The organism is Mesorhizobium sp. M0701 (assembly GCF_040320365.1).
Lineage (GTDB): Bacteria > Pseudomonadota > Alphaproteobacteria > Rhizobiales > Rhizobiaceae > Mesorhizobium.
The window spans coordinates 44035-69099 of the sequence record NZ_JAMYPO010000003.1 but is presented as its reverse complement, the minus strand read 5'-3'; the positions used below and the strand labels follow the sequence as shown (position 1 = coordinate 69099).

Genomic DNA, 25065 nt, shown 5'->3' with positions numbered 1-25065 from the left:
GTTTCTGTAGAGCAGGCCAAGCGTAATGATTTAACAAGGGTTGTCACCATGTCTGCCGGTTCCGGCACACCCCCTATCTCCGCGACGGCTTCCAATAACAGTGCATTCGAGCGTATCGCCAATGCACGGCGCAGGGCATTGCTGCAACAGCATGGCCCAGTCGCGGCGTTAAGCTCCGCGCCGGTGACGCCGCAACCTCCAGAGCCTGTCGCGACGGTGACCCTGGACAAGATCGGCGATTTCCTCGAGCTCGATTTTCGACGCCTGTTCGTCTGGCTGCGGGCCGGCCTCGCCCTGGCCTTCATGCTGGCGGTAATCGGCGGCATTGTCGGCGGCGCCTATGCATTGCTGAGCAAGCAGCGTTACACCGTCACGACCGAGGTCCTCATCAACCCATCCAATTTGCAGGTTGTGGAAAACGACCTCTACTCGCAACCGGGCCAGGTCGATAGCCAGTTGCTCAGCACGCGCAGCAAGCAGCGCATCCTGACCTCGGGCAATGTGCTTTCCCGTGTGGTGGACGAACTGAATCTGACTCACGATCCAGAATTCTTCGATCCGGACCGGAGCACATCCTCGTCCGGCGCTGTGGCGAAGCCCGACCCGAGGCTTATTGCCTTGAAGAACCTGGCGGACCGGGTAGACGCCATCGCGGACCCGACCTCGTTTGTCACAACCCTCTCGGTATCTGCGGAAACCACCGCCAAGGCGATCCTGATCTCGCAGGCCATAGTCAAAAACTTCCAGGAAGAACTGGCTAAGGCGGAAGCTGCCGGCGCCAGCCGTGCCGCGGCTGCCCTTGACAGCCGGCTTGGCCAACTCAAGAGCGACGTGCAGGCAGCCGAAGAGAAGGTCGAGAGCTACAGGCGCAGCCACAACCTGTCGTCCAGCAATGGCCAGCTCGTCAGTTCGCAGACGCTGACGCAGCTCAATGGCGAAATCGTCGATGCGCAATCGCGTGTCATCGCCGCGCAGGCAAGCTACGACGCCCTGGTTGCCTCCGGTATCAACGGGGCCAATCCCGACCCCACGGTTTCGGAAGCGCTCGCGGCGCTGCGCGACAGGTCAAACAGCCTGCGGCAGCAGATCGACTCACAGTCGATGACCTTCGGTCCGCGCCACCCGACGATTGTCAGGCTCAGGACGGAACTCGAGACCGTCAACTCGCAACTCCGGGCCGAGTTCTCCCGCACCATCGGCACGGCAAAGGCCAGCCTAGACAAGGCCAGGGCCTCGTTGGCTTCTCTCAACGCCAGGATGAACGATCTGAAGAGCAATGTATTCACCGACAGCGAATCCGAAGTCGCCCTGCGTGAACTTGAACGCGATGCCGCCTCGAAGAGAGCGGTCTATGAGAGCTTCCTGTCACGTGCGCGCCAAATCAGCGAGCGCGAGCAGATCGACACCACAAACGTACAGGTGATTTCGACCGCGGTGCCCCCGCCAGCGCGCTCATGGCCCCCGCGCACTGCCCTGGTGGCAGGCGCAGGAGCGTTCGCAGGCTTTGCCCTGGGCATGCTGCTGGCCATCGGCATGGGCATCATCCGCGACATGCGCCGGCCGCCGAACCGATCAGGCCTTGCCGCCAGCCGAGCCTGAAGCAAGGCATGGCGAAGCGCATCGTTTTCCACATCGCCAGCCTGAGGGGCGGCGGCGCCGAACGTGTTTTCGTCCTGATGGCAAATGAACTGGCGTCGCGTGGCCACGAGGTCACGCTTTTTACCTGGAACGCGGAAGGCCCTAACGCCGCGCTGCGTTCCGCTGCCGTGCATCTGGTCGACTTCGGCCTTCTCTTGCGCGGCGAGGGTTACGCCAAGTCGGCGACGCTGAAAGGCATCGTGCGAAGCGCAAATTTGTTCCGCCGCCTTGATCCTGATGCGGTCTATAGCGCCCCGGAATTCGCCAATCTGGTGATGGCGCTGTCACTCATGTTGGCCAGAAGCCGGGCAAAATTCTTTCCAAGCTTCCATGCCGCCGCATCGCTGCCTGCCAGCGGCCTCGGCGCGAGGCTGGCGATCTGGCTTTCCGCGCTGGTTGCAGCGCGCGCAACCAAAGCCATCGCCGTTTCAGCGGGTGTCGGCCGTGACATCATCGCCCGAGGCTTTCCCGAATCGAAGGTTGTCGTCATCAACAACCCGCTGCCGCCGGCTGAAGCACCGCAGGGGAATTCCTATGCCTGGCAGGCAGCGTTGGCGGCGATGGGCGATGGCCCGGTCATCGCCACCGCCGGACGCCTGGTGCCGGTCAAGGACCACCGGACTTTGCTGCGGGCCTTCGCTGCCCTGCGCGCCGGCCGCCCTGCCCGGCTTGTCATCTTCGGCGAAGGTCCGCTGGCTGCCGAATTGCACGCCTGTGCCGAAGAGACCGGCATAGACGGGGACGTGCTCTTTGCCGGCTATGTCAACGATCCCGCGGCTTGCTATGCCGCGGCCGATCTGTTCGTTCTGTCATCGACCAGCGAGGGCTTCGGCAATGTGCTGGTCGAGGCCATGGCCGCCGGTGTCCCCGTAATCTCCACCGATGCTCCGCATGGCCCGCGCGAAATACTCGGTGACGGCCGCTTCGGCACCTTGGTGCCGGTCGGTGACGCCGCGGCCCTGGCGAAGGCGATGGCCGAGATGCTGGACCACCCCACCCCTGCTGCCGTGCTGAAAAACAGGGCGGCGGATTTCACAATCGACAAGATTGGCGATCGCTATGAAGCGTTGCTCTAGTCGTTACGCACTGCCAGTGGATCGCGGTTGGATGCGGTCGACGTGGTCGGGCTTTGATTGCGATAATCTCTTCACGGGCTGGGGCGCAACGAATTTATCGTGAGGCATGCCCTCGTTCCTTGAGTTGTTGGGCGAGGAAACCCTTGACCGAATCGAGAACCGCATCCCGTTCATGAGATACGCCTGGCAGCAAATCGAAGCGCACGCGCGCCCCCGCCTCCTCGAACGATCGACACAATGCCATGAGGCGTTCCGGCCGTGTTCGCCCCGCATCGTTGGCGCCCGGCATCCAATGGGTGCTGCCTTGGACATGAGTGATTTCCCAAGTCTCCAGGTCAGCGTCGCCGACGATCATCTGGAAAGGCACTTTTGCCAGCGCTGCGGCATCGAAGGTGATGCCGAACTTCTCCGGCAGATCGCGAATGCCCACCCACCAGTCACGCGTCGGATCGAGCAAGGTCACCGAGCCTGGCGCGCCGATTGAGGCCGCCCAGAGCCTGTCGGGATGCAGGATAGCAAAACGATGCGTGAAATGCGCGCCGCCGGAAAATCCGAACATGGCAAAGCGGCTCCAATCCTGACTGTATTTGGCGCTGACCTCCTCAACCATGGCGAGCAGCACATCATCGTAGCGTATGTTGCCCTCAAGCAAATATTTGTATCCGCTGCGGGCATCATCCCCGAGAACGCCGATTGGAAACAGCGGACACAAAACGGCGCAGCCATTCCAGCGTCCGAACTCGGAAAACGCGTCGCGGAATCCAAGAAAAGAGGTGCGGCCGGTGCCATGGACAGCGACCATCAGGTCGACTTTGGCCCCTTCCCCAACCGCGGGAGGCACATACAGGCAATAGTGAAAGCGCGGGTCTGATTTGGAAGCAAAGATGGCGGTCGCGCCAAGGTCATAGGTAGCGCGACCGCGATCCGCGACAGGCCCCTTGGCAACGCTTGTCAAATCGATAACTCCTTAATAGGCCCGGCGTTCCGGCAACAATATACCGGTCGGCCGACCTCGTGAACTGGAGGCGCCTCCAGGCAGCCATGAGGAGGACCTCGTCGTGCACCGGAAGCAGGGCGCCGGCGGGGCGATCGGGGGCAAAAAGAATGCCTCCGCCAACGCCTCGGGAAGCCGCCATTAACTTTTCGTTAACCATGCCGGGCTAGCCTTAACCAATCAGTAAGGACTCGCCTCTGTGACCTGCGTCGCTCCCATCCAAAACAAGTCCATACGCTTTCGAGCGCGCTCGTTTGTAGCCTTCACCCTCACCCCTGAGGCCCCGCTAGGGGAATGGCTGCAAAGCCTCGATCACTGGACCGAAAACTCTCCCGGCTTCTTTGCCGGCCGCCCGGTCGTGCTCGATCTGAATATACTCAAGCCCGAGGTGGGCGAGATGCGGGATCTGGTCTTACAACTCGCGGAGCGCGGGATTCGCATTTACGCGATCGAGGCCGATGGCAATGTTGCTCTCGGTGCCGATCTGCCGCCGCTCCTCGTCGGCGCCAAGGAGGCCACCGCTGATGCGCTTTACGTGCAGCCGGACCCGAAGGCCGCCGCTGAGGCCAAGACGGAAGAACCGCAGGCGCCGAACTCATTGATGATCAAGGCACCGATCCGCTCCGGCCAGTCGATCTTTCACCCCGATGGCGATGTGGTCATTGTCGGCTCCGTCAGTTCCGGATCCGAGATCGTCGCCGGAGGATCGATCCACGTCTACGGCACGCTGCGTGGACGTGCGTTCGCCGGCGCCACGGGAAATTCCGCGGCCCGCATCTTTTGCCGGAAAAACGAAGCCGAACTTCTGGCGGTGGACGGCTGGTACCGCACCGCCGAGGAGATGGACGCCTCCTCGCGAGGAAGGCCGGTACAGGCCTTTCTCGAGGACGGCGCACTTTGCGTCGCACCGCTCAACTAACAACATTGGAGGCACAAATATGGGCAAGGTAGTGGTTGTCACATCCGGCAAAGGGGGTGTCGGCAAGACGACCTCGACGGCCGCTCTCGGCGCCGCGGTCGCGAAAACCGGCAAGCGGGTGGCTCTCGTCGATTTCGACGTCGGCCTGCGCAACCTCGATCTGATCATGGGTGCCGAGCGGCGCGTTGTTTTCGATATCGTCAACGTCATTCAGGGAACCGCCAAGCTTTCGCAGGCGCTGATCCGTGACAAGCGACTCGAAACGCTGTTCCTGCTGCCGGCCTCGCAAACGCGCGACAAGGATGCTCTCACCGAGGAAGGCGTCGCGGACGTCATCGACAAGCTGCGCTCCGTTTTCGACTACGTCTTCTGCGACAGCCCGGCCGGCATAGAGCGGGGCGCGCAACTTGCCATGCGCTTTGCCGACGAGGCGGTAATCGTCACCAACCCGGAAGTGAGCTCGGTCCGCGATTCCGATCGCATCATCGGCCTGCTCGACTCCAGAACGATGAAAGCCGAGCAAGGTGAATCGATTGTCAAACACGTCCTCGTCACACGCTACGATGCTGCGCGCGCTGCCCGCGGCGAGATGCTGAGCATCGATGACGTGCTCGAGATCCTGTCGACGCCCTTGCTGGGAATAATTCCCGAGAGCCAGGACGTGCTGCGCGCATCCAATGTGGGCGCGCCGGTTACGCTCAGCGAAAACACCAACCCCGCCGCACGCGCCTATATCGACGCGGCAAGAAGACTCGAGGGCGAGGACCTGCCGGTCATTCTGCCTTTCGAGCGGAGGGGCCTCCTCGACCGGCTGTTGGGAAGGAGGGCAGCATGAACCTGCTCGATATCTTCAAGCGCCGCGGCAGCGCGCCCGTGGCGCGCGAACGCTTGCAACTGCTGTTGGCTTACGAGCGTCGAAGCCGCAACCAGCCCGATCTCGTCTCCGTGTTGCGCGAGGAGATCATGGCGGTGATCGCCCGGCATGTTCAGGTCGACCAGGATTTCCTGCAGGTGAGCATGGATCACGGCGAAACGACGTCGAGATTGGAGATCGACATCCAGATCCCCAACAAGGTCGCAATGCCCATGGCCGCGGCGTTCTAACGGAATCCTCCGGCCAGGGCTTGCGTCGGCTGCTGCCGAGGTTGCGGCGCCGTGGTTGGCGTGTTTGACCCGGTCGCCACCGGCAAGTTCTCGCAATTCGAGGACAATAACCACTCCCTCACCAAAACCCCGCGGCCGTTTCCAGTCGCGGGGGGCCTTGGAGGGCCTTTCGAAACCCGTGATCAAATGTTGGCGAGCAATTCGTTGACGCGGCTTTCCATGTCGGCAAGGGCGGTGTCGACGTCCTTCTGGCCACTGATTGCTGCACTCATCTCTTCGCCGATAATGTCTTGGATCGCAAACTGACGCTGTACGGCGGACGGCAGCGGCTTGCCGAGATCAGCGACCGCAGAGATCGTGTTGCGATGCGGCAGGGCCTTGAAGGCGTCCGAGGTGATGACGGCCTTATAGGCCGGCAGGTGACCGGTGCGTGACCATTCGAAGTCGTTGTCGGCGAAGAACTTCAGGAATTTACCGATGGCCGCGATCTGTTCAGGCGTGCGGTCTTTCTGCGAAACGGCCCAGGTGTGGCCGTCGGCATATTGCGCGTGGGCGCCGCCAAACAGCTGCGGATACGGATAGACCGCATAGCCGCCCTTGTTGAGCGCCGTACCCTTGGTCTCGGACTGGGCGTTGTAATCGCCGACCACCCAGGTGCCGTTAAGGTGGACGCCACCCTCGCCGGCAAGGAAGGCGTTGATCGAGCCGCCATAATCGAGATCCTTGGTGGTGTAGCCCTTCTCGAAGATCGCCTTGTACATCTCGACGACCTTCTTGGCTTCCGGCGTATTCAACTTCACATGCTTCGGATCGGCGAAGAAATCGGAATCCTGCTGGAAAAGATAGGTGTAGAGGTTGCGTGTGTAGAGTGCAGTCTCATTGCTCAGGTTCTGGACGAAATAAGGCTTGCCCGTCTTCTGCTTGAACTGTTCGGCCTGGGCGAGCAGTTCCTCGGGCGACTTTGGAAAAATCGGCGTGCCGTCGGCATTGACGAGGCCGGCTTGTTTGAAAAGATCCATGTTGACGTGATAGAGCATCGTCCAGCTGTCGATCGGCAGGCCATAGACCTTGCCGTCTTTGGTGGCGCCATTGCGTGCCGCGTCGGTGAAGGCGTCGGGTGTCACGCCGACCGACTTCAAGAGATCGTCGAGCGGCATCAACAGGCCCTTCGACTGATAATCCGACAGTACGGATTCATGGATCGTGACGATGTCCGGAGCGTCGCCTGAAGCGAACTGCGCGGTCAGCTGATCATAGCCGGGCCATTCCACGGTGGTGACGTTGACATGGACATCGGGATTGTCGGCGTTGAACTTGTTGATTAGCGAGGTGATGATGCCGCATTCGCCAACGGCCTTGGTGGCATCGGTGTTGGTGCCGAAATCGGCATCGCAGGCGCCGAAAAAGCGCTGCACGCTCAGCTCCGTGGCCGCGAAGCTTGGACTTGCGAGCATCATTGCGCCCGCAGAGACTGCGGCAAACAGTATTTTCTTCAGTTTCATATCAGTTCCTCCTACTGAGTTTCCGCCGCTCCACCCTGGATTGGCTTTCGTGCTTCAATTGCTGCGCATTCCCCCGGCCGTCAGGCAATCTTCGTTATCTCACCGCAGCGCCGGAGACCGCCGTGACGATGTATTTCTGGAAGAACAGGTAGACGATCAGGATCGGTGCACCGGCGAACACCGCCTGCGCCATCAGGAAGCCGATGCCTTCGGACTGGGCGAAGTTGGTCTGGGTCGAGGCCATGCCGACCGTCAGCGTGAACATGTCCTTCTTCGTCGCCGAAATCAGCGGCCAGAAGTAGTCGTTCCAGGCGCCGAGAAAGGTGAAGATGCCGAGCGTCGCCTGCGCAGGCAGCGTGAGCGGCAGAAGCACCTTCCAGAAAATTCTGAGCCGGCTGGCGTTATCGAGCATGGCGGCTTCGTCCAGCTCCTTCGGGATGGCCTTGAAATACTGGGTCATCAGGAAGACACCGAACGGAGCCGAAAGGCCCGGCAGAATGAGCCCTTGATAGGTGTTGTGGAACTTCAGCATGCTGAAGATCTGGTGACGGGCGACAAGCACGGCCTGTTCCGGGACCGCCAGACCGAACAGCACGATCACGAACAGCACGTCTCGGCCGGGGAAATTCAGCCGTGCAAAGCCGTAGCCGGCGAGCGACGACAGGATCAACGTGCCGAGCGTCAATCCGCCCGAGACGATGATGCTGTTGCGCACCCAGATGAACACCGACGAGGTGCCGACGGTGTTGATGTAGTTCTTCAGCGTATAGGGTGCGTGAAACACCGAGTTCGGATCGGCCATCAGCTCCGTATTGTCCTTGAGTGACAGGCCGATGACCCACAGAACCGGCGCGATCATGATGATCGAAAGCAGGATGACCAGGGCCAATAACAAATGGTCGCCAAATGCCCGGCCCTTGATGGAAGCTGCTGGGGCGCTCATGCCTGGTCTCCCCTGCTGCGTGTCACCAGGTACTGGGCCATGGCCGCGACTAGGATGAGCATGAACAGGATTTCCGATGCAGCGGCGCCCAGGCCGAGATCCCAGCGACGGAATGCGGTATCGTAGATGTAGAGCACGATCGGCTTGGTCAGATTGTTCGGACCGCCGCGCGTCATCAGCCAGGCCTGGCCGAACAGCTGGAATTGCAGCACGATCTGGATGATGATCACCAGGATGAAGGTCCGCTTGATCGACGGCAGCGTGATCGACCGCAGCGTCTGCCAGCGATTGGCATTGTCCAGCGCTGCCGCCTCGTAAATGTCCTGCGGGATCTGCTGGAGTGCTGAGAGAAAGAGCATCATCGGCAGGCCGATGCACCACCAGATGGTGGCAATGGCGATGCCGACCATCGCCAGGCTGGGATCGGAAATGAAGGCCGGAGCCGTTGCGCCGAACCATCCGTAGATCGTCGACAACAGGCCGACATTCGGAATGAAGACGATGCGCCAGATCAGCGTGACGATGGTGACCGACAGCACCGACGAGGAAAAGAACAGCGTCCGCAAAACCGCGGCAGTGCGCGTGCGGCGGTTGAGGCAAAGCGCCAGGAAAAGGCCGATCAGCGCCAGCGTCGGCACCGTCAGAAGCACGAAATAGAAGGTGTTCCAGATCGATTGCAGGAAGACCTTGTCGTGATACAGCCTGGCGTAATTGCCGAGACCGACAAAATTTCCGGACGAGAACGTGTCGGCCTTGTGGAAACTCAGCCACATCCCCCAGAGCAGCGGGAAGAGCAGCAGCGTGGTGAAGAAGAACAAGAATGGCGCAACGAAAATGACGTTTCGCCATTGCGGCGCATAGATGTCGGCGGTAGGGGCTCTGACGCCGACAGCAAGCGTCGCGGTCGGGGACATCGCCAGCCGGTCAGCCATCTCAGGCCTCCCTCGCATGCCAGGCGCGGCCGGTCTCGTTGAACAGATGCGATTTCTGGCCATCAAAGGCGAGCCCGATTCTGTCGCCGACGGCGACGCGGCTGTTGCCGGCATCCGAGCCGACGATCTGCTGGCCATCGCCCAGCCGCGCGTAGATCAGGGTGCGTTCGCCGAGCCGCTCGAGCACATCGACCACGCCGCCGGCATTGCCCTGTCCGGCCGCAACGATGCGCACGTCTTCAGAACGGATGCCGAAAGTGTACTTGCCATCGGTCAGTTGGCTGGAGGCGATCTCGGTCTGCACCGAGACGCCGTCCGCAAACCTGGCCGTGGCGTTCTCGCCGGATCTGTCAAGCGTCGCATCGACGAAGTTCATCGCCGGCGCGCCGACGAAACCCGCGACGAATTTGGTCGCCGGGCGCTCGTAGATCTCCATCGGGGTACCGATCTGGTCGATCTTGCGATTGTTCATGACGACGATGCGGTCGGCCAGCGTCATTGCCTCGACCTGGTCATGGGTGACGAAGATCATCGTCGATTGCAGCCGCTGGTGAAGCTGGGCAAGCTCGATGCGGGTGCGGGTGCGCAACGCCGCATCGAGATTGGAAAGCGGCTCGTCGAACAGAAAGGCCTTCGGCTCCTTGACGATCGCACGGCCGATGGCGACGCGCTGGCGCTGGCCGCCGGAGAGCTGGCCCGGCTTGCGATCGAGCAGATGCGGCATTTCGAGGATGCGGGCGGCTTCGTTGATGCGCGCCTCGATGACCTTGCCTGGTACGCCGATATTCGCAAGCCCGAAGGCCATGTTGTCGCGCACCGTCATATGCGGATAAAGCGCATAGGACTGGAACACCATGGCAATGCCGCGCTTGCCCGGTGGCAGATGATCGATGCGCTCGTTGTTGATGGCAATCTCGCCGCTATCGACAGCTTCGAGCCCGGCAATCATTCGAAGAAGCGTCGATTTTCCGCAGCCGGACGGGCCCAGGAACACGATGAATTCGCGTGCCCTTATGGAGAGCGACAGATGATCCAGCACCGTCATGGCACCGAACTGCTTGCTCACGTTCCTGATCTCGATATCGGCCGTCACGTCGACGCTCCTCCTCAGCGTTTGCGCTTTCTCGATGATCCGCCTGAACTCAGAGCCTCAGGCGTATGACCTGGTAGGAATAGGCCGGCAGTGACAGGCTCAGCTTGCCGCCGGCGAGCGAGGCGCCCTCACCCTTCCTGAGGCCGACATTGCCAGGGTTTTCGGCCGAATTGACGGCTTTCAGATCGGCGTGTGCCATCACCTGGTGATCGACGATCTCCGCCGCGCCGAAGCCGGTGAGGTCGACCACTGTTTCGATTGCCTCGCTCGAATGGCGGTTGACGGCGAAGAAGGTGACGTGGCCGGTTTGCCTGTCGTGCACGCCGGCAACATCGACATAGGCGACGTCGCCCGCAACGCTGGATTTGTAGGTCGGGCTTTCCACCTTGAGATCCAGCGCATTGCCGCGACCATGGTTAGAAGCAAACAGATAGGGATAAAAAATCGTCTGTCGCCATGCCGGGCCATTCGGAACGGTCATGATCGGCGCGATGACATTGACCAGTTGTGCCAGGCAGGCGATCTTGACGACATCGGAACGGCGGATGAAGGTGTTGAGGATCAGGCCGACCTGCAGCACATCCTCGAAATTATAGATGTCTTCGAGCAACGGCGGGGCGAACGGCCAGCCGTTGCTGCCGCCGAGTATCTTCCTGTCCTGCTCCTTGGAATGGTACCAGACGTTCCATTCGTCGAACGAGATGTAGACCTGCTTGTTGGAGCGCTTCTTGGCCTTGATATACTCGATGACGCCGGCGACCGAGACAATGTAGTCGTCGAGCTTTTCGCTCATGGCGAGATAGTTCGGAGCGTCGTTGGCTTCGTTGTCGAAATACATGTGCAGCGAGATGTAGTCGACCTCGTTGTAGGTATGGTCGAGAACCGTCGCTTCCCATTCAGGGTAGGTCGGCATCTTGGCATTCGAAGAGCCGCAGACCACCAGCTCGAGTGACTTGGAGAAGGCGCGCATGGCCTTGGCCGTCTCATGCGCCAGCCGGCCATACTCGTCCGCGGTCTTGTGGCCGATCTGCCAAGGGCCATCCATTTCATTGCCGAGGCACCAGAGCTTGACGTCGAACGGCTCCTTGCGGCCGTTGGCGATGCGCCTGTCGCTCCATTTGCTGCCGCCGGGATGGTTGGCGTACTCCAGCAGGTTGCGGGCTTCATCGAGGCCGCGCGAGCCGAGATTGACGGCAAGCATCATCTCGGTGTTGGCGGAGGTGCACCAATCGGCAAATTCATGCAGGCCGACTTCGTTGCTTTCCGATGTGTGCCAGGCGAGGTCGAGGCGCACTGGGCGCTGTTCCTTGGGGCCAATGCCGTCTTCCCAATTGTAGGCCGAGACGAAATTGCCGCCGGGATAGCGGACGATCGGAACATTGAGTTCCCTGACGAGATCGATGACGTCTTGACGCATGCCGTTGGCATCCGCTGTCGGATGGCCGGGCTCATAGATGCCGGTGTAAACTGCCCGCCCCAGATGCTCGATGAAGGATCCGTAGAGCCTCGGATCGATTTCCGAGACGACATAATGCGGATGAGCCGTGACGGCTGCCTTCATGCATTCCTCCCATCGATATCACAAACGATGATTTAAATCATCTTGCCCGATATCAAAGAGGAATTGGTAGCCCTTCGTCAAGCCAAAATACCCAAATGTAGGACAATTAGACGAACGCTTTGGCACAGCAGAAAGCCAGATAGTTGAAATTGCTGCGTTATCTTCAGAACCCGGTTTCATGATATCAACCAGTTTTGATCCTGAGCAGGATGTCCTGATCGTAATTTCCAAAGCCCTTGCCGAAAATATTGATCCCGCCGGGGCGCTTGGCGTCGTCCTTGACGCCGATACGGACGCGGATTGAATGATGGCTCTTCAGATCGAGTGCGGCGAGGCCGGTTTCGGAAATCCTGAGGCCGTCGACATGGGTGCCGTCATTGGCAATTCGCCAGTTCTTCAGCTTACCGTATTGCGAGCCCTTGAGCTTCCACCAGGAGGGCGTGAAGACGCCGCGCTTGTCGCCGAAATCCCCCGGCGACGTCCAGGTGCCGACATCGACGCCATTGATCGTCAGCGTGATGTCCGAGGGCCAATCGGCGCTGGTACCCGGCACTTCCGAAGACAGCTCTATCGCAACTTCGAGTCCGGTGATCTCGGCATTGGCGAGCTTGGCATTGTTGGGGAACTGGTATTCGACAAAACCGCGCGTGAACCATAGCAGACCAGCTTTCATGCGGTCCGGATCGAGGAAAGTGTTGGGAACATCGAGCAGACCGATGATGCCGTCTGGCGAACAAAGGCCGCAGGGCGCGGTAACCTCGAAGCCGGTATAAAGCCCGATCGGCATCGACACTTCGATCGCGTCGTTCTTGACCGCACGATATTCGCTCTTGAACACGACGAGCACTTCTTCGGCCATCGGATAACAGATTTTCTGACTGCCTTTCTTCGCTTTCAGGTTCTCGGTGCGGATCAACCCCGCATCCTCCAGCACCTGGATGTTGGTCGAGACGGTCGACTGCGGAAGCGACAGCACGGCGGCGATTTCGTTGACATTCATCGGCCCCTTCTCATGCAGCAGTTTCAGCATCGAGATCCGCGCCGAGGAGGCAAGCCCCTTGAGCACGGCAATGCCTTCCTCAGGTTCAATCACCAGAAAATTGCGACTCATGAAATTGTCCGGCCCATGTAAAATCTATATCCGAAATTACCCTGTATATCGGGATATCTGATTTAATCAACATGCAGGCGGAACGCCGGGCAATTTGTTGAATCCGGCAGGGCGAGGGTCGCGCGGTGGCCCTGCACAGAATTTGTGCAGGAGCCATATGCAGAGTGGACACCTGAACGCCGATCGCCCAATCTAGTCCGGAGCCGAGCCCGGTGATGGCGGCTTGCACATAAAGTGGTTGGACGGGTCGTGACCAAAGGGTGGAAATTATACGATCAGCGACTGGCCTGGGTCCTCGTCGCGCCTGTGCTTTTACTGCTTACCCTGCTTCTGCTGCTGCCGATCGCGATGATGACGGTCTACACGTTTTTCACCTTCGTCACCGCGGGGGTGGAGTCGGCGGTGCTGACCTTCGACAACTGGAAGGAATTCCTCACCGACAGCTACTATCACGGTTTTCTTTGGAAGACCGTTCGCGTCGGCGCCATCACCGCTGTGATCTGCGCGATCCTTGGCTATTTCCCCGCCTATTTCATCTGGGCCACGACCTTCAGGCACAAATGGCTGTTGTTGCTGCTGCTCATCGTGCCGTTCTGGATCAGCTTCACCATCCGGACATTCTCGTGGATCCATATTCTCGGCGAACAGGGGCTGATCAACGTCGTGCTCATCAGGCTGGGGGTTATCAACGAACCGTTGCCAATGCTCTACACCGAGGGCGCCGTCATCATGGGGCTGCTGCATTTTCTGCTGCCCTATATGATCCTGAACGTCTATGTCAGCCTGGAAAGCATCGACCGCACGCTGATCGCCGCCGCCCGCTCGATGGGCTGTACCAGCGCGCAGGCGTTTCGCGAAGTGACCCTGCCGCTATCGATGCCGGGGCTGGGCGCCGGGCTGCTGCTCTGCTTCGTGCTGGCGGCCGGCTCCTATGTGACGCCGCAGCTGCTCGGCGGCAGCCGCGATGCGCTGTTCGGCAACTTGATCTACGACACCATCATGGGGCAGCTCAATTGGCCGATGGGCGCCACGCTTTCCATCGTCCTGTTCATTCTGCTCGGCGCGGCCGCGGCCGCCTACGGCCGCTATATGGGCCTATCGCAGATCATGAAGGGCCTCAGTGCATGAGAGCGGATCATCCCGATCGCGAAGGCAGATGGGCGTGGCGGCTGACCGGCGCGATCACGGTGTGCGTCTACGTCTTCATGTTTGCGCCGATCCTCGCCACGGTCGTGCTTTCCTTCAACGCCTCGATGTTCGGCGGCTTTCCCCTCACCGGCTTCAGCCTGCGATGGTACGAAAAGCTGCTCACCAACGAGCCGGTTCTCGACGCTTTCCGGACATCGATGTGGATTGCCCTGGTGACGGCAACGGTGACGACGCTGCTCGGCATCATGGCGGCATTGGCGCTGGTGCGCTTCGAGTTCCGTGGCAAGCAGGCGATCAACACGCTTGTCATTCTTCCCGCGCTGGTCCCCGAAACGATACTCGGCGTCGGCCTGCTGGTCATGATCAAAGCCGTCGACCAGCCGCGCAGCATGACGCTGCTGGTGCTCGGCCACATTCTGCTCACGCTCCCCTACGTGGTGCTGATCGTCCAGGCGCGCATGGTCGGCATAAAACGCTCCTATGAGGAGGCGGCGCTTTCGCTCGGGGCGCCGCGTGTGTCGACATTCCGCGAAATCACGCTGCCGCTGCTCATTCCCGCAGTGCTTGCCAGTGTTCTGCTCGCTTTCACCATTTCGTTCGACAACACCTCGGCCAGCCTGTTCTGGCGGCCGGCGGGCGTCGAGACCATGCCGACGCAAATCCTTTCGATGCTGAAGATCTCGATCAGCCCTGAGGTGAACGCGCTCGGAACCATCATGATCCTTTTGACGGTCGGCATTCCCTTGGCTGGCGGGCTCATCCTGCAAAGCCTCACCTGGTTCAAGGCAGGCAAGTGAAAATGAAAATGGGAGAATGGAAATGAAACTGACAACCACCAAACGACTGGAACGGCTCAACGAACGCTATGCCAATGGCGACATCAGCCGGCGATCATTCCTGACGCTGACGGCCGCCGCTGCCGCCGCCACCGGGCTTTCCGTGCCCTGGATGGGACGGGCGCTGGCCGCGGTTTCGGAAGTGCGCTTCGACGGATGGGGCGGCGTGGTGCAGGAGGCGATCGATAAGTACGCGTTCCAGCCTTACACCGCCAAGTCCAAGGTCAAGGTCGTCCAGGGTACCTTTGGCGACGAGAACGAGATCATCACCAAGATCAAGACGTCGAAACCAGGCGACTTCCAGATCGTCCATTCTTCCGGCGTCAACTACTACATCAAATACGTCAATGGCGGTTTCAATTCGGAGATCAACGAGGCGAACATTCCGAACATGGCGAATGTCCTGACCGCCATGATCGAGCCGTTCCGCAAGATCACGCCGAAGCTGTCGGCAGTGCCATATGATTACGGCACCACCGGCATCGCCTACAACAACAAGGTCATCTCGCCGGAGGAAGCCAAGGAAAAGGGCGCCAACCTGCTTACCGACACGAAATATGCCGGCAAGATCGGCGGCTACGCCGATATGACGACGCGCGTCTGGTATGCGGCGCTGCAGACGAAACAGGACCCCAACAACATTCAGGACATGGACGTCGTCTGGGCCAAGGTTCGCGAGACCCGCGACCTGGCCAAGAAATTCTGGAGTTCCGGCGCGGAACTGATGGACCTCCTTTCGCGCAACGAGATCGTCGTCACCGATGCCTGGTCAGGACGTGTCGCCGCCCTGCAGCAGCAGGGCCAGCCGATCGGCTATCTCGACCCTGCCGGCTCATACGCGTGGATGGAGGATATGCTAGTGCTCAAGGGTTCGCCGATGGCCGAATGCGAGGAACTGATCAACTTCATGCTGGATCCGGCCACGTCGATCGCCGTCGCCGAGGGCCAGAACTATCCGCCATCGCTTGACCCCACCAAGGTGAAGCTGACCGACAAGATCGCGACGCTTCCGGCCTTCGACCCGACTGGATCGATGAAATCGCTGACCTTCGCCGATCCGCTCTACTGGGCGAAGAACGAAGACGCCTGGACCAAGCAATGGGACAGGGTGTCGAAAGGTGCATGACGACAACAGCCACGACCCGCAGCCCCGGCCGGCTTCGGCCGGGGCTAATGGCGACCCGCTCGCCCAGAGCGAGAGGCAGCAGCCTATAGAAAAGCCTGCGGTCGAGTTTCGCGACATCGATATTTTTTACGGCAAGTTCGCCGCTGTGCGCGATTTTTCACTGGCGATCCACAAGGGTAGTTTCGTCACCTTGCTGGGGCCGTCCGGGTGCGGCAAGACGACGATCCTGCGATCGATCGCGGGCCTGGTCGACATCTCCGGTGGCCAGATCTCGATCGGCGGAAAGCGGGTCGACGACATCCCGATCTACAAGCGCAACATTGGTCTGGTGTTCCAGAACTACGCGCTCTTTCCGCACAAGAACGTCTTCGACAACGTCGCATTCGGCCTGAAATACCGAAACGTGCCGAAACCGGAAATCGTGCGCCGGGTCAAGAAGGCGCTGGATATGGTGCGGCTGCCCGGCAGTGAGACAAAGCTGCCGTCGCAGCTCTCGGGCGGCCAGCAGCAACGCATCGCACTGGCCCGCGCCATCGTCTTCGAGCCGGAAGTGCTGCTGCTGGACGAGCCCTTGTCGGCGCTCGACGCCAATATGCGCGAGGACATGCGCGTCGAGATCAAGAAAATCCAGAGGGAGACGGGCATCACCGCTATCTTCGTGACGCACGACCAGGAAGAAGCCTTGTCGATGTCCGACCACATTGTCGTGATGAACGCCGGCCTGATCGAGCAGAACGGCTCCCCCGCGCAGGTCTATGACCAGCCGGCCACCGCATTCGTCGCCAATTTCCTTGGCAAGGCCAACATGCTGCCCGGCAGCGTGACAGTGATGGACGGCAAGATGGCGACGATCGCGCTGGCCACCGGCCATGTCGTAAAGGCGGCCGCGCCGAAGGCGCTCGCGACCGGCAGCGCGGTCACCGTCGTCGTTCGCCCGCAGAAGCTTACCGTCGGTACCGCCGGTGCTGCCAACAGGCTGGCGGGACGGATCGTCTCGACCTCCTATCTCGGCGGCAATGCGGTCTACGAGATCGACATCGGCGCCGGCACGCTGGTGCGCGCCAACACGTTGATCGACGGCCAGCCGCTGCGTGAAGGCGAAGCGGTCGATGTCTGCTTCGACCCGCTGGGCTGCGTGCTTCTCGACGCGCAAGGCTTACGCATCGCCTAGCGAGGCGGAACTGAGCCGTTCAGTCTTTCGCGTCACCCTTTGGCCCGAGAAACCGCGCATAGACCTCACCGACAATACCGCGCCGGAAAACCAGCACGCAGGCCATGAAGGTCAGGCCGGTGGCGATGGTCACCGGAAAGTTCGAGGTGGCGAGCGTGTTTTCCAGGCCGACGACCAGACTGGCGCCGATGATCGGCCCGGCCATGGTGCCGATGCCGCCGAGGAGCGTCATCAGGATCACCTCGCCCGACATCTGCCAGGTGACGTCGGTGAGCGTGGCAAACTGAAAAACGATCGCCTTGAGCGCGCCGGCCAGCCCGGCCAATGTTGCCGACATGACGAAAGCCGCCAGCTTGTAGTTGGCGACGGAATAGCCGAGCGAAATGGCCCGGCTCTCGTTTTCCCGGATGGAACGCAGGATCATGCCGAAAGGCGAGTTGATGATGCGCCAGATGGCGAACACGCCGATCAGGAAGACCGCCAGCACGAAATAATAGATGTTCATCGAGACGTTCACGTCGAGCATTCCAAGCAGCCTGCCGCGCGGCACGCCCTGGATGCCGTCCTCACCTCCGGTGAACGGCGCCTGCACGCAGAAGAAGAAGAACATCTGCGACAGCGCCAGCGTGATCATGGCGAAATAGATGCCTTACCGGCGGATGGCAAAGAAGCCCATCACAAGGCCGAGCAGCGCAGCTCCCAGGACACCGAGCAGGATGCCCGCTTCCGGCGGGCAGCCCCAGACCTTGACCGCGTATGCGGTGAAATAGGCCGCCCCGCCGAAGAATGTCGCATGGCCGAAGGACAACAGCCCAGTGTAGCCGAGCAGAAGGTTGAACGCGCAGGCAAACAGCGCAAAGCACAGCATCTTCATAAGGAAGATCGGATAGACGAAGAAAGGCGCCACCGGCGGCGCCAGGATGCCGAGCCCGACCAGCGCCCATTCAAGCCGTGCCGAATTCTTGGCACACGTCTCGCGAAGTGTCAGTTCGGCCATCTCAGGCATCCCTTCCGAACAGGCCGGCTGGCCGGACCAGAAGCACGATTGCCATGATGACGAAGACCACCAGATTGGAGGCTTCGGGATAGAAGACCTTGGTCAGGCCTTCGGCGAGGCCAAGCATGTAACCGGTGACGATCGCCCCGAGGATCGATCCCATGCCGCCGACCACGACGACGGCGAAGACGACGATGATGAGGTCAGATCCCATCAGCGGGCTCACCTGATAGATCGGCGCGGCGAGAACCCCCGCAAGCCCGGCAAGAGCGGCGCCGAGGCCGTAGGTGAGGGTCAGCAGCAACGGCACGTTGACGCCGAAAGCCTGCACCAGCCCGGGGTTCTCCGTCGCCGCCCGCAGATAGGAGCCCAGCCTGGTCTTCTCAATCAGCGCCCAGGTGCCAAAACAGACGATCATCGAGGCGACCACTACCCAGCCGCGGTAAATAGGCAGGAACATGAAGCCGAGATCGGTTCCTCCCGAGAGCAGCGGCGGCACGGAATAAGGGCTTCCCGATACGCCATATACGCCATAGTAGTAACGGAACACTCCTTCGAGCACGAGCGCGAGGCCAAAGGTGAAAAGCAACCCGTAGAGCGGGTCGATGTCGTAAAGCCTCGACAGCGCCAGGCGCTCGACCACGACGCCGAAGCCGCCGACGATCAGCGGCGACAGGATCAGAGCCGGCCAGTAGCCGATGCCAAACCGGGTGAGAAGCAGGTACCCGACGAAGGCGCCGAGCATATAGAGCGCGCCGTGGGCAAAATTGATGACGCGCATCAGGCCGAATATGACAGCCAGGCCCAGGCTCAACATTGCGTAGAACGAGCCGTTGATGAGGCCGACCAGCAATTGGCCGAGGAATGCCTGAACGGGTATTCCGAAGATCATCGTCATAGCGTCGGATCGTGCGGCGTCCAGATCGGCCTCTATTCTCGCCGAAGCGACGATTACGGCTGAACGGTCCTGATCCGATATCGCTGAACGAGAATTCCCTCGTCAACCGCCGGCTGGATGATGGCAAGCAACCAGGCGGCCCTCGCCAATGCTTTGGAGAAGCGGACGGTCGCTGCGGCAGATCGGGGTGGCAGCTGGGCAACGGGTGTGGAACCGGCACCCTGAGGGTGGGCTCATCGGGCTGGGCAGGTCACCCTTGAGCACCAGCCGGCCGCGCCGCGCCCGGTCGATGCTGGGTATCGGCACGGCGGAACGCAGCGCCGCGGTGTAATGATGTCTGGGCGCCGCAAAGACCTCGTCGGTCGGCCCGCTCTCCACGATCGATCCCAGATACATCACCGCCACACGGCTCGAGATCTGACGCACCACGGAAAGGTCGTGAGCGATGAACACATAAGTCAGGTTGTACTCCTCGCGCAGGTCGGCGAGCAGATTGACGATCTGCGCCTGGATCGACACGTCGAGCGCCGAGACCGGCTCGTCGGCCACGATCAGCCGTGGCCGCAGCGCCAGCGCGCGGGCGATGCCGATACGCTGGCGCTGGCCGCCGGAGAATTCGTGCGGGTAGCGCGATGCGTGCTGGGGCGACAAGTCGACCCGGCGCAGGAGCTCGGCCACGCGGTCCGCCATTTCCGATGCCGAGAGGCGTTCATGGATGCGGAACGGATCGGCCAGCAGATCGCCGACCCGCCGGCGCGGATTGAGCGAAGCGCTGGGATCCTGAAAGACCATCTGCATCTGCCGCCGCAACGGACGAAGCTGGCGCTGGGAGGCGTCGCTGATGTCGCGGCCCTCGAATTCCAGCGACCCCGAGCTGATTTCGGTCAGACGCACCAGACACCGGCCAAGCGTGGATTTGCCGCAACCGGACTCGCCGACGATGCCGAGGGTCTCCCCGGGCCAGATGTCGAGCGACACCGTATCAACCGCATGCACGGTCCGGCGCTGCGCCGGGAAGATCGAGCGGCCGACGCTATAGCGCTTCGACAGGTCGCCGGCACGAAGCAGCGGACGTTCGCGTGGCATGGCATTCATCGTTGCATCTCCACCACGCCGCCAGGCCTCTGGGCAGCGAATTGTCTGCGCGTAGGCTCCGGCAACAGGCACGCGGCGCGATGCCTCTCGCCTTGCATGATCGGCAGTTGAACCAGACAGGCGTCATGGCGAAAGGCGCAGCGGGGGCTGAAGGCGCAGCCTTTCGGCAGGTTGGAGAGCGACGGCGGAATTCCCGGAATGGCAGCGAGCCGGGCTGAACGTGGTCCCTCCATCGGCGGGATCGAGCCGAACAAGCCCCATGTGTAGGGATGCAGCGGCGCCCGGAACACGCTGCTCTTGCCGCCCTCCTCGACAAAGCGTCCGCCATACATCACCAGTACCCGGTCCGCGACTTCGGCGACGACGCCAAGATCGTGCGTGACCAGGATCACAGCGGAACCGAACTGGTCGCGCAATCGTCCGATCAGTTCGAGGATCTGCGCCTGCACGGTAACATCGAGGGCTGTAGTCGGTTCATCCGCGACGAGCAGCGCCGGGTTGCACGAGAGCGCCATGGCAATCACCGCGCGCTGGCGCATACCGCCGGAAAGCTGGTGCGGGTAGCTGTCGATGACCCGATCCGGATTTGCGATGCCGACCGCATCCAGCAATTGCACGGCCCTCGCCCGTGCCGCTTTCGCCGACACTTTTTCATGCGCGCGGACCTGCTCGCCGATCTGGTTGCCGATCGTATGCACCGGGGTGAGCGCAGACATCGGATCCTGGAAGATCATCGCGATCTGGCGGCCGCGAATGGCATCGAGCGCACGCCGCTTGAGCCCGATCAGCTCCTGTCCCATGAAACGGATGGAACCGGAGACGATAGCGTTGGGGCTGTCGATCAACCCCATAATGGCGAGCAAGGTCTGGCTTTTGCCCGAACCGGATTCGCCGACCACACCGACGATCTCGCGCTGCTCGACGGAGAACGAAACACCTCCCACCGCGCGCACCAGGCCCTCGTCGCTGCGGAAGGAGACGGTGAGGTCCTTGACCACCAGAAGAGGAGCATCAGCCGACATCGCGAGCCCTCGGGTCGATGAAGACGAAGACCACGTCGACGACGAAGTTTGCCATCACCACGAAGAAGGCGGCGTAGATTACCGTGGCAAGGATCATCGGCAGATCGAGCGTCTGCAGCGCCTCGTAGGTCAGTTTTCCGACGCCCTGCAGTCCGAAGACCACTTCGGTCAGCAGCGCGCCGCCACCGACCAGGGCACCGAAGTCGAGGCCGAACATGGTAACAAATGCGACCAGCGAGGTCCTGAGGCCATGATGCAGCACCACCCGCCGCTCGCCGATCCCCTTGGCTCGGGCGGTGCGGATGAAATCCTCCTGCATCATCTCGATCAGGCTTGCCCGCAGCACCCGGCCGTAGAGGCCGACATAAAGGGTTGCCAGCGTGAACCACGGAATGACGAGCGCCTTGAACCAGCCCCAGGGATTCTCGGTCAGGGGGATGTAGCCGAGCGGAGGAACCCAGGAAAACAGCCAGCTGTCGTGCCAGCGGCTTTGCGTCAGCAGGTTGGCGACCTCGCCCAGCCAGAAGACCGGGATCGACACGCCTACCAGGCTCAGGATCATCAGCGCGCGATCAATGAATGTACCGCGCGTTGCGCCTGCGATCACACCGACGATCAATCCGCCGAGCACCCACAGCACTGCCGCGCCGCCGACCAGCGACAGCGTCACGGGAATGGCGCTTATCACGGTCGGGATGACGCGCTGCCCGCGATTGACGAAGGAGGTGAGATCGCGGCTGACGAAAAGCCGGTTCATCATCAGCCCATATTGCACCGGCAATGGCCGGTCGAGACCGAAATCGTGGCGCACCTGGATCAGCGTCTCTTGCGAAGCATTGCGGCCGGCAATGCGCGCCGATGGATCAGCGCCAGGCGTCGCAAAGAAGATCAGGAAAGCGACGACGCTGATACCGAACATAACCAGCACCATCTGGCCAAGCCGGAAGCCGAGCGCGGCAACCACTAGACGCCCCTCGGCGAGGATTTCGGATCGAGCGCGTCGCGCACGCCGTCGCCCAGAATGTTTAGGGCCAGCACCGTGATCACAATGGCTAGCCCCGGCGCCAGTGCCACGACCGGCCGCGAATAGAGCAGGCCCTGGCCGTCCTGGATGATCGTGCCCCAGCTGGCATCCGGCGGCTGCACGCCGATCGACAGGAACGACAGCGAGGATTCCGTCATCATGTTGAGCGCCAGGATCAACGGCACGAAAACGATGATGCGGGTCACCACATTGGGCATGATGTCGCGCAAAAGGATGCGCCAGGGCGATGCGCCAAGGCCGATCGCAGCGGTGACGAATTCGGCATGCATTAAGGTCAGGACATGGCCGCGGATCGGCCGCGCCACATAGGGCACATAGACGATGCCGATGATGAAGACCGGTAGCCACAGGCTGCCGGAGCGGATTTCGAACGGACCGATCTGGATACTCTGCGCAATCAGCACGATCGACAACGAAATCGCCAACAGGAAAATCGGAAAAGCCCAGAGCACGTCGAGAATGCGCGACAGGCCGATGTCGACGATGCCGCCGAAGAAGCCGGAAACGACCCCCAGGAATGTCGCGAGGACAAGGCACAGCACGGCTGCAGCACCCGAGATCAACAGCGAATCCCGTCCGCCGTAGAGCAGCCGCGCCGCGACGTCACGGCCCTGGTTGTCGGCACCGAGCATATAGGGGCCGATGCGCCAGGTCGGCCCGACCGGCGTCATGCCGAGGCCAAGGCCTTCGGTGGAGGGCTGCAGCACCGGCTGGGTCACCCCATCGACGACGATCTCGCCATTGAGATTGGTCACAAATGGATCGGTGCCGGAGACGTATCGCGCATAAAGCGGCGCCGCGAGCGAGGCGATCACGATGACGACGAGCACGGCGAAGGCAGATATTGCCGAACGATCGCCTTTCAGCTTGCGCCAAGCGGTGCGCCACGGGCCATCGGTGGCCCGGCGAACCGGGATGGCAGGCTGGTCCGCAATGACATTGACCATGAACAGGATTGCCTGGGAAAAATCGCGGCCTGGAAGATGCGCTGATCCGCCGGAAAAGGAAATGCGACGGAGAGCCAGCGGCACTCCGTCGCATTGGCTCCGGTCGGCTATTCCACCCAGGACTGGCTGACAATCCAGTAGAATTGCGGGCTGAAGGTGAAGTTCTTCAGCCTGGAAGAGATCACATCGACGCGCTTTGGCGTGAACAGGACAGCGACCGGAGCCTTGTCCGTCACAGCCTTGTCGATGGCGGTCCAGAGTGTCGCGCCCTTGGCCGGATCGGCGATGGTGGCTGCCTCTGCCTCGTCCATCGATGCGTCGATCGACTTGTCGCAGAGCCCCGAAATATTGACCGAGGCGTCGGAGCCCGGCGTAAACGAGGCACAGCTGAACAAGACCTGCAGGAAATTCGATGGCGCCGGGTAATCCTGGAACCATTGCGAGATCGAAATCTGCACCTTGTTATTGGTGTTCTGGATATAGGTGAACTGTATGTTCTGCGAGATCGGCTTGACCGACGTCTTGTAGCCAAGCTGGTTGAGCACATCCTGCAGGTAGACGCCGATCGCCTTGGAGACCGTGGTGTCCTCGGTGATGATCGTCACCTCCTGACCTGCGGTTCCCGATTCAGCGACCAATTGCTTGGCCTTGTCCATATCCGCCGCCGACCACTTCTCACCTGGATTGGCGGTGAACGGGCAATAGGCTGCGAATGACGGGAAGCCCGGCGGCAGGATCTGACAGGCCGGCTGCGCCAGATTGCTGCCGCCGAAGAGCTTGACGATCGCGGCGCGGTCGATCGCGAAGTTCACGGCCTGGCGAACGCGGATGTCGTTGAACGGCGCCAGATTGGTGTTCATCGGCGCATACCACATTGCCGTCAGCGGATGAACGGTGACCTGCTTGGCATATTTGGTGCCGAGTTCGGCGAGACGGTCGGACGGCGGCGGGTCGAACATCCAGTCCGCCTGGCCGTTCTCGACAGCGGTCACCGCCGCCTCGTCGGTTAGGCCGAATTCGTAGTCGATCTCGTCCGGATATCCGGCCGGCTGCGCTTCCTTGCTCCATTCCTTGAAATGAGGGTTGCGCACAATCTTCATCAGCTTGTTGGGATCGTAGCTGGCGATCATGTAGGGTCCGGTGCCCGGAATCGGATCGGTGCCGGCGTCCTTCAGCGGCGCGCTCGCCGGCAGGATCGACGCATGCGGAACAGCCAGCTTCTGCAGGAACTCGGCATCCGGCTGGGCCAGGTTGAAGGTAATATTTCCGGCCGCGTCGTCGACCGACAGGCCACCTTCGAGGGTACACGTCGCAGGCGTCTTCAAGCACGCATCCGCGCCGACGATGCCTTTGTAGAAGGTCCCGGCCGTCGGCCCGCTGGTCTTGAAGATGCGTTGGAACGAAGCCACCACGTCCTTCGTGGTGACATCCGTGCCATCCGCGAATTTGATGCCCTTGCGCAGCTTGAAGATGTAGGTCTTGCCGCCGTTCTCGACCTGCGGGAGGCTTTCCGCCAGGTCCGCGACGACTTCGAAGCCGGTCTTGTCCCCGGCCTTCTTGTAGGTCACCAGGCCATCGTATAGGACATAATTGATCTGGAAATACTGCAGCGTGTAGTTGATGTGCGGATCGGCGGTGCCTGCCGCGGCATTGGCCAGCAATCGGAGTGTGCCGCCTGGCTTGCCCTCGGTGGCCAAGGCACTGCTTGCCGGCGACATCATGGTCACGCCGAGCAGAGCCAGGCAGGGTATCAACGCTGCAAATGCTTTTTGGGGTCGCATATTTGTTCCCTCATGGAGGCGCGTCGGCTTTTGCCGCGCTGAACCCGGTCGATCGACCATTGCGCGGCTGAAACAGTCTGGGTTTGTGAACGGTGTCCGCTACTTGGCCCAATCGCAAAAGACTA

The 25065-nt window shown here is 61.2% G+C and carries 22 protein-coding genes and 1 pseudogene; 9 read left to right on the top strand and 14 right to left on the bottom strand.

What is annotated here, in order from left to right; all coding sequences use genetic code 11:
* Window positions 1-48: 48 nt before the first annotated feature.
* Together NKI24_RS04240 and NKI24_RS04235 are read left to right on the top strand one after the other, a co-directional pair.
* Window positions 49-1599, top strand: a complete 1551-nt coding sequence (locus tag NKI24_RS04240; RefSeq protein WP_352449651.1) for a GumC family protein — start codon at window positions 49-51, stop codon at window positions 1597-1599.
* Between the two features lie 8 nt (window positions 1600-1607).
* Entirely contained in the window at window positions 1608-2714 is a 1107-nt protein-coding gene (locus NKI24_RS04235; RefSeq protein ID WP_352449652.1) for a glycosyltransferase, read from the top strand.
* A gap of 94 nt (window positions 2715-2808) precedes the next feature.
* On the opposite strand, the gene NKI24_RS04230 is transcribed toward NKI24_RS04235, so the two are convergent.
* Entirely contained in the window at window positions 2809-3669 is an 861-nt protein-coding gene (locus NKI24_RS04230) for an alpha/beta hydrolase (protein ID WP_352449653.1), read from the bottom strand.
* A gap of 238 nt (window positions 3670-3907) precedes the next feature.
* Here NKI24_RS04230 and minC point away from each other — a divergent pair, with 238 nt between their 5' ends.
* From minC to minE, 3 genes are read left to right on the top strand one after another with little or no spacing between them, the layout of a single operon-like run.
* Entirely contained in the window at window positions 3908-4627 is a 720-nt protein-coding gene (minC, locus tag NKI24_RS04225) for a septum site-determining protein MinC (RefSeq protein ID WP_352449654.1), read from the top strand.
* 19 nt (window positions 4628-4646) lie between these two features.
* On the top strand, window positions 4647-5462 hold the full coding sequence (gene minD, locus NKI24_RS04220; RefSeq protein WP_023677152.1) for a septum site-determining protein MinD: 816 nt from the start codon (window positions 4647-4649) through the stop codon (window positions 5460-5462).
* On the top strand, window positions 5459-5731 hold the full coding sequence (gene minE, locus NKI24_RS04215) for a cell division topological specificity factor MinE (RefSeq protein ID WP_023677151.1): 273 nt from the start codon (window positions 5459-5461) through the stop codon (window positions 5729-5731). The genes minD and minE overlap by 4 nt, the downstream gene beginning before the upstream one ends.
* A 182-nt stretch (window positions 5732-5913) precedes the next feature.
* Here minE and NKI24_RS04210 read toward each other — a convergent pair whose 3' ends face one another.
* From NKI24_RS04210 to NKI24_RS04185, 6 genes are all read right to left on the bottom strand, one after another.
* Complete coding sequence (locus NKI24_RS04210; protein WP_352743561.1) at window positions 5914-7233, bottom strand: ABC transporter substrate-binding protein; 1320 nt, start codon at window positions 7231-7233, stop codon at window positions 5914-5916.
* Between the two features lie 94 nt (window positions 7234-7327).
* Window positions 7328-8176 (bottom strand): carbohydrate ABC transporter permease, encoded by an 849-nt coding sequence (locus tag NKI24_RS04205; RefSeq protein WP_352449656.1) that lies wholly within the window; start codon window positions 8174-8176, stop codon window positions 7328-7330.
* Window positions 8173-9090 (bottom strand): carbohydrate ABC transporter permease, encoded by a 918-nt coding sequence (locus NKI24_RS04200; protein ID WP_502901435.1) that lies wholly within the window; start codon window positions 9088-9090, stop codon window positions 8173-8175. The genes NKI24_RS04205 and NKI24_RS04200 overlap by 4 nt, the downstream gene beginning before the upstream one ends.
* Window positions 9091-9109: 19 nt before the next feature.
* Complete coding sequence (locus NKI24_RS04195) at window positions 9110-10201, bottom strand: ABC transporter ATP-binding protein (protein WP_352449658.1); 1092 nt, start codon at window positions 10199-10201, stop codon at window positions 9110-9112.
* 49 nt (window positions 10202-10250) lie between these two features.
* Window positions 10251-11762, bottom strand: a complete 1512-nt coding sequence (gene arfA / locus NKI24_RS04190; protein ID WP_352743557.1) for an arabinosylfuranosidase ArfA — start codon at window positions 11760-11762, stop codon at window positions 10251-10253.
* A gap of 184 nt (window positions 11763-11946) precedes the next feature.
* Window positions 11947-12873 carry an ArsR/SmtB family transcription factor gene (locus NKI24_RS04185; RefSeq protein ID WP_352449660.1) on the bottom strand — a complete coding sequence of 309 codons (927 nt, stop codon included), beginning with the start codon at window positions 12871-12873 and terminating at the stop codon, window positions 11947-11949.
* Between the two features lie 249 nt (window positions 12874-13122).
* Between NKI24_RS04185 and NKI24_RS04180 the strand changes: the two genes are divergently transcribed.
* Genes NKI24_RS04180 through NKI24_RS04165 form a run of 4 tightly spaced genes read left to right on the top strand, consistent with a single transcriptional unit; the run spans window position 13123 to window position 17155 of the window.
* Window positions 13123-14001 carry an ABC transporter permease gene (locus NKI24_RS04180; RefSeq protein ID WP_352743555.1) on the top strand — a complete coding sequence of 293 codons (879 nt, stop codon included), beginning with the start codon at window positions 13123-13125 and terminating at the stop codon, window positions 13999-14001.
* Window positions 13998-14819, top strand: coding sequence for an ABC transporter permease (locus NKI24_RS04175; protein WP_352743553.1), 822 nt, complete (start codon window positions 13998-14000; stop codon window positions 14817-14819). Before NKI24_RS04180 ends, NKI24_RS04175 begins: the two co-directional genes overlap by 4 nt.
* Window positions 14820-14841: 22 nt before the next feature.
* A complete protein-coding gene (locus NKI24_RS04170; protein ID WP_352743551.1) occupies window positions 14842-15984 on the top strand; it encodes an extracellular solute-binding protein in 1143 nt (380 codons plus the stop codon).
* Window positions 15977-17155 (top strand): ABC transporter ATP-binding protein, encoded by a 1179-nt coding sequence (locus NKI24_RS04165; RefSeq protein WP_352743549.1) that lies wholly within the window; start codon window positions 15977-15979, stop codon window positions 17153-17155. Before NKI24_RS04170 ends, NKI24_RS04165 begins: the two co-directional genes overlap by 8 nt.
* A 19-nt stretch (window positions 17156-17174) precedes the next feature.
* Here the strand turns inward: NKI24_RS04165 and NKI24_RS04160 are convergent.
* The 7 genes and pseudogenes from NKI24_RS04160 to NKI24_RS04130 form a co-directional block, all read right to left on the bottom strand.
* Window positions 17175-18152: pseudogene (locus NKI24_RS04160) on the bottom strand (branched-chain amino acid ABC transporter permease).
* 1 nt (window position 18153) lies between these two features.
* Window positions 18154-19050: a branched-chain amino acid ABC transporter permease gene (locus tag NKI24_RS04155; RefSeq protein ID WP_352743547.1), complete on the bottom strand. Its 897-nt coding sequence runs from the start codon at window positions 19048-19050 to the stop codon at window positions 18154-18156.
* A gap of 102 nt (window positions 19051-19152) precedes the next feature.
* Window positions 19153-20145 (bottom strand): ABC transporter ATP-binding protein, encoded by a 993-nt coding sequence (locus NKI24_RS04150; RefSeq protein WP_352449665.1) that lies wholly within the window; start codon window positions 20143-20145, stop codon window positions 19153-19155.
* Window positions 20142-21167 carry an ABC transporter ATP-binding protein gene (locus NKI24_RS04145; RefSeq protein WP_352449666.1) on the bottom strand — a complete coding sequence of 342 codons (1026 nt, stop codon included), beginning with the start codon at window positions 21165-21167 and terminating at the stop codon, window positions 20142-20144. Before NKI24_RS04145 ends, NKI24_RS04150 begins: the two co-directional genes overlap by 4 nt.
* Window positions 21157-22131: an ABC transporter permease gene (locus NKI24_RS04140; RefSeq protein ID WP_023675638.1), complete on the bottom strand. Its 975-nt coding sequence runs from the start codon at window positions 22129-22131 to the stop codon at window positions 21157-21159. Before NKI24_RS04140 ends, NKI24_RS04145 begins: the two co-directional genes overlap by 11 nt.
* Window positions 22131-23159, bottom strand: coding sequence for an ABC transporter permease (locus tag NKI24_RS04135; protein ID WP_352449667.1), 1029 nt, complete (start codon window positions 23157-23159; stop codon window positions 22131-22133). The genes NKI24_RS04140 and NKI24_RS04135 overlap by 1 nt, the downstream gene beginning before the upstream one ends.
* 107 nt (window positions 23160-23266) lie before the next feature.
* Window positions 23267-24940 carry an ABC transporter substrate-binding protein gene (locus NKI24_RS04130; RefSeq protein WP_352743544.1) on the bottom strand — a complete coding sequence of 558 codons (1674 nt, stop codon included), beginning with the start codon at window positions 24938-24940 and terminating at the stop codon, window positions 23267-23269.
* Window positions 24941-25065 lie beyond the last annotated feature (125 nt).

Coding starts and splice junctions, on each gene's coding strand:
- arfA (WP_352743557.1), bottom strand. CDS start 11,762: ATGAAGGCAGCCGTCACGGCTCATCCGCATTATGTCGTCTCGGAAATC.
- NKI24_RS04200 (WP_502901435.1), bottom strand. CDS start 9,090: ATGTCCCCGACCGCGACGCTTGCTGTCGGCGTCAGAGCCCCTACCGCC.
- NKI24_RS04210 (WP_352743561.1), bottom strand. CDS start 7,233: ATGAAACTGAAGAAAATACTGTTTGCCGCAGTCTCTGCGGGCGCAATG.
- NKI24_RS04170 (WP_352743551.1), top strand. CDS start 14,842: ATGAAACTGACAACCACCAAACGACTGGAACGGCTCAACGAACGCTAT.
- NKI24_RS04135 (WP_352449667.1), bottom strand. CDS start 23,159: ATGGTCAATGTCATTGCGGACCAGCCTGCCATCCCGGTTCGCCGGGCC.
- minE (WP_023677151.1), top strand. CDS start 5,459: ATGAACCTGCTCGATATCTTCAAGCGCCGCGGCAGCGCGCCCGTGGCG.
- NKI24_RS04235 (WP_352449652.1), top strand. CDS start 1,608: ATGGCGAAGCGCATCGTTTTCCACATCGCCAGCCTGAGGGGCGGCGGC.
- NKI24_RS04185 (WP_352449660.1), bottom strand. CDS start 12,873: ATGAGTCGCAATTTTCTGGTGATTGAACCTGAGGAAGGCATTGCCGTG.
- NKI24_RS04240 (WP_352449651.1), top strand. CDS start 49: ATGTCTGCCGGTTCCGGCACACCCCCTATCTCCGCGACGGCTTCCAAT.
- NKI24_RS04205 (WP_352449656.1), bottom strand. CDS start 8,176: ATGAGCGCCCCAGCAGCTTCCATCAAGGGCCGGGCATTTGGCGACCAT.
- NKI24_RS04145 (WP_352449666.1), bottom strand. CDS start 21,167: ATGTCGGCTGATGCTCCTCTTCTGGTGGTCAAGGACCTCACCGTCTCC.
- NKI24_RS04155 (WP_352743547.1), bottom strand. CDS start 19,050: ATGACGATGATCTTCGGAATACCCGTTCAGGCATTCCTCGGCCAATTG.
- NKI24_RS04175 (WP_352743553.1), top strand. CDS start 13,998: ATGAGAGCGGATCATCCCGATCGCGAAGGCAGATGGGCGTGGCGGCTG.
- NKI24_RS04130 (WP_352743544.1), bottom strand. CDS start 24,940: ATGCGACCCCAAAAAGCATTTGCAGCGTTGATACCCTGCCTGGCTCTG.
- NKI24_RS04150 (WP_352449665.1), bottom strand. CDS start 20,145: ATGAATGCCATGCCACGCGAACGTCCGCTGCTTCGTGCCGGCGACCTG.
- minD (WP_023677152.1), top strand. CDS start 4,647: ATGGGCAAGGTAGTGGTTGTCACATCCGGCAAAGGGGGTGTCGGCAAG.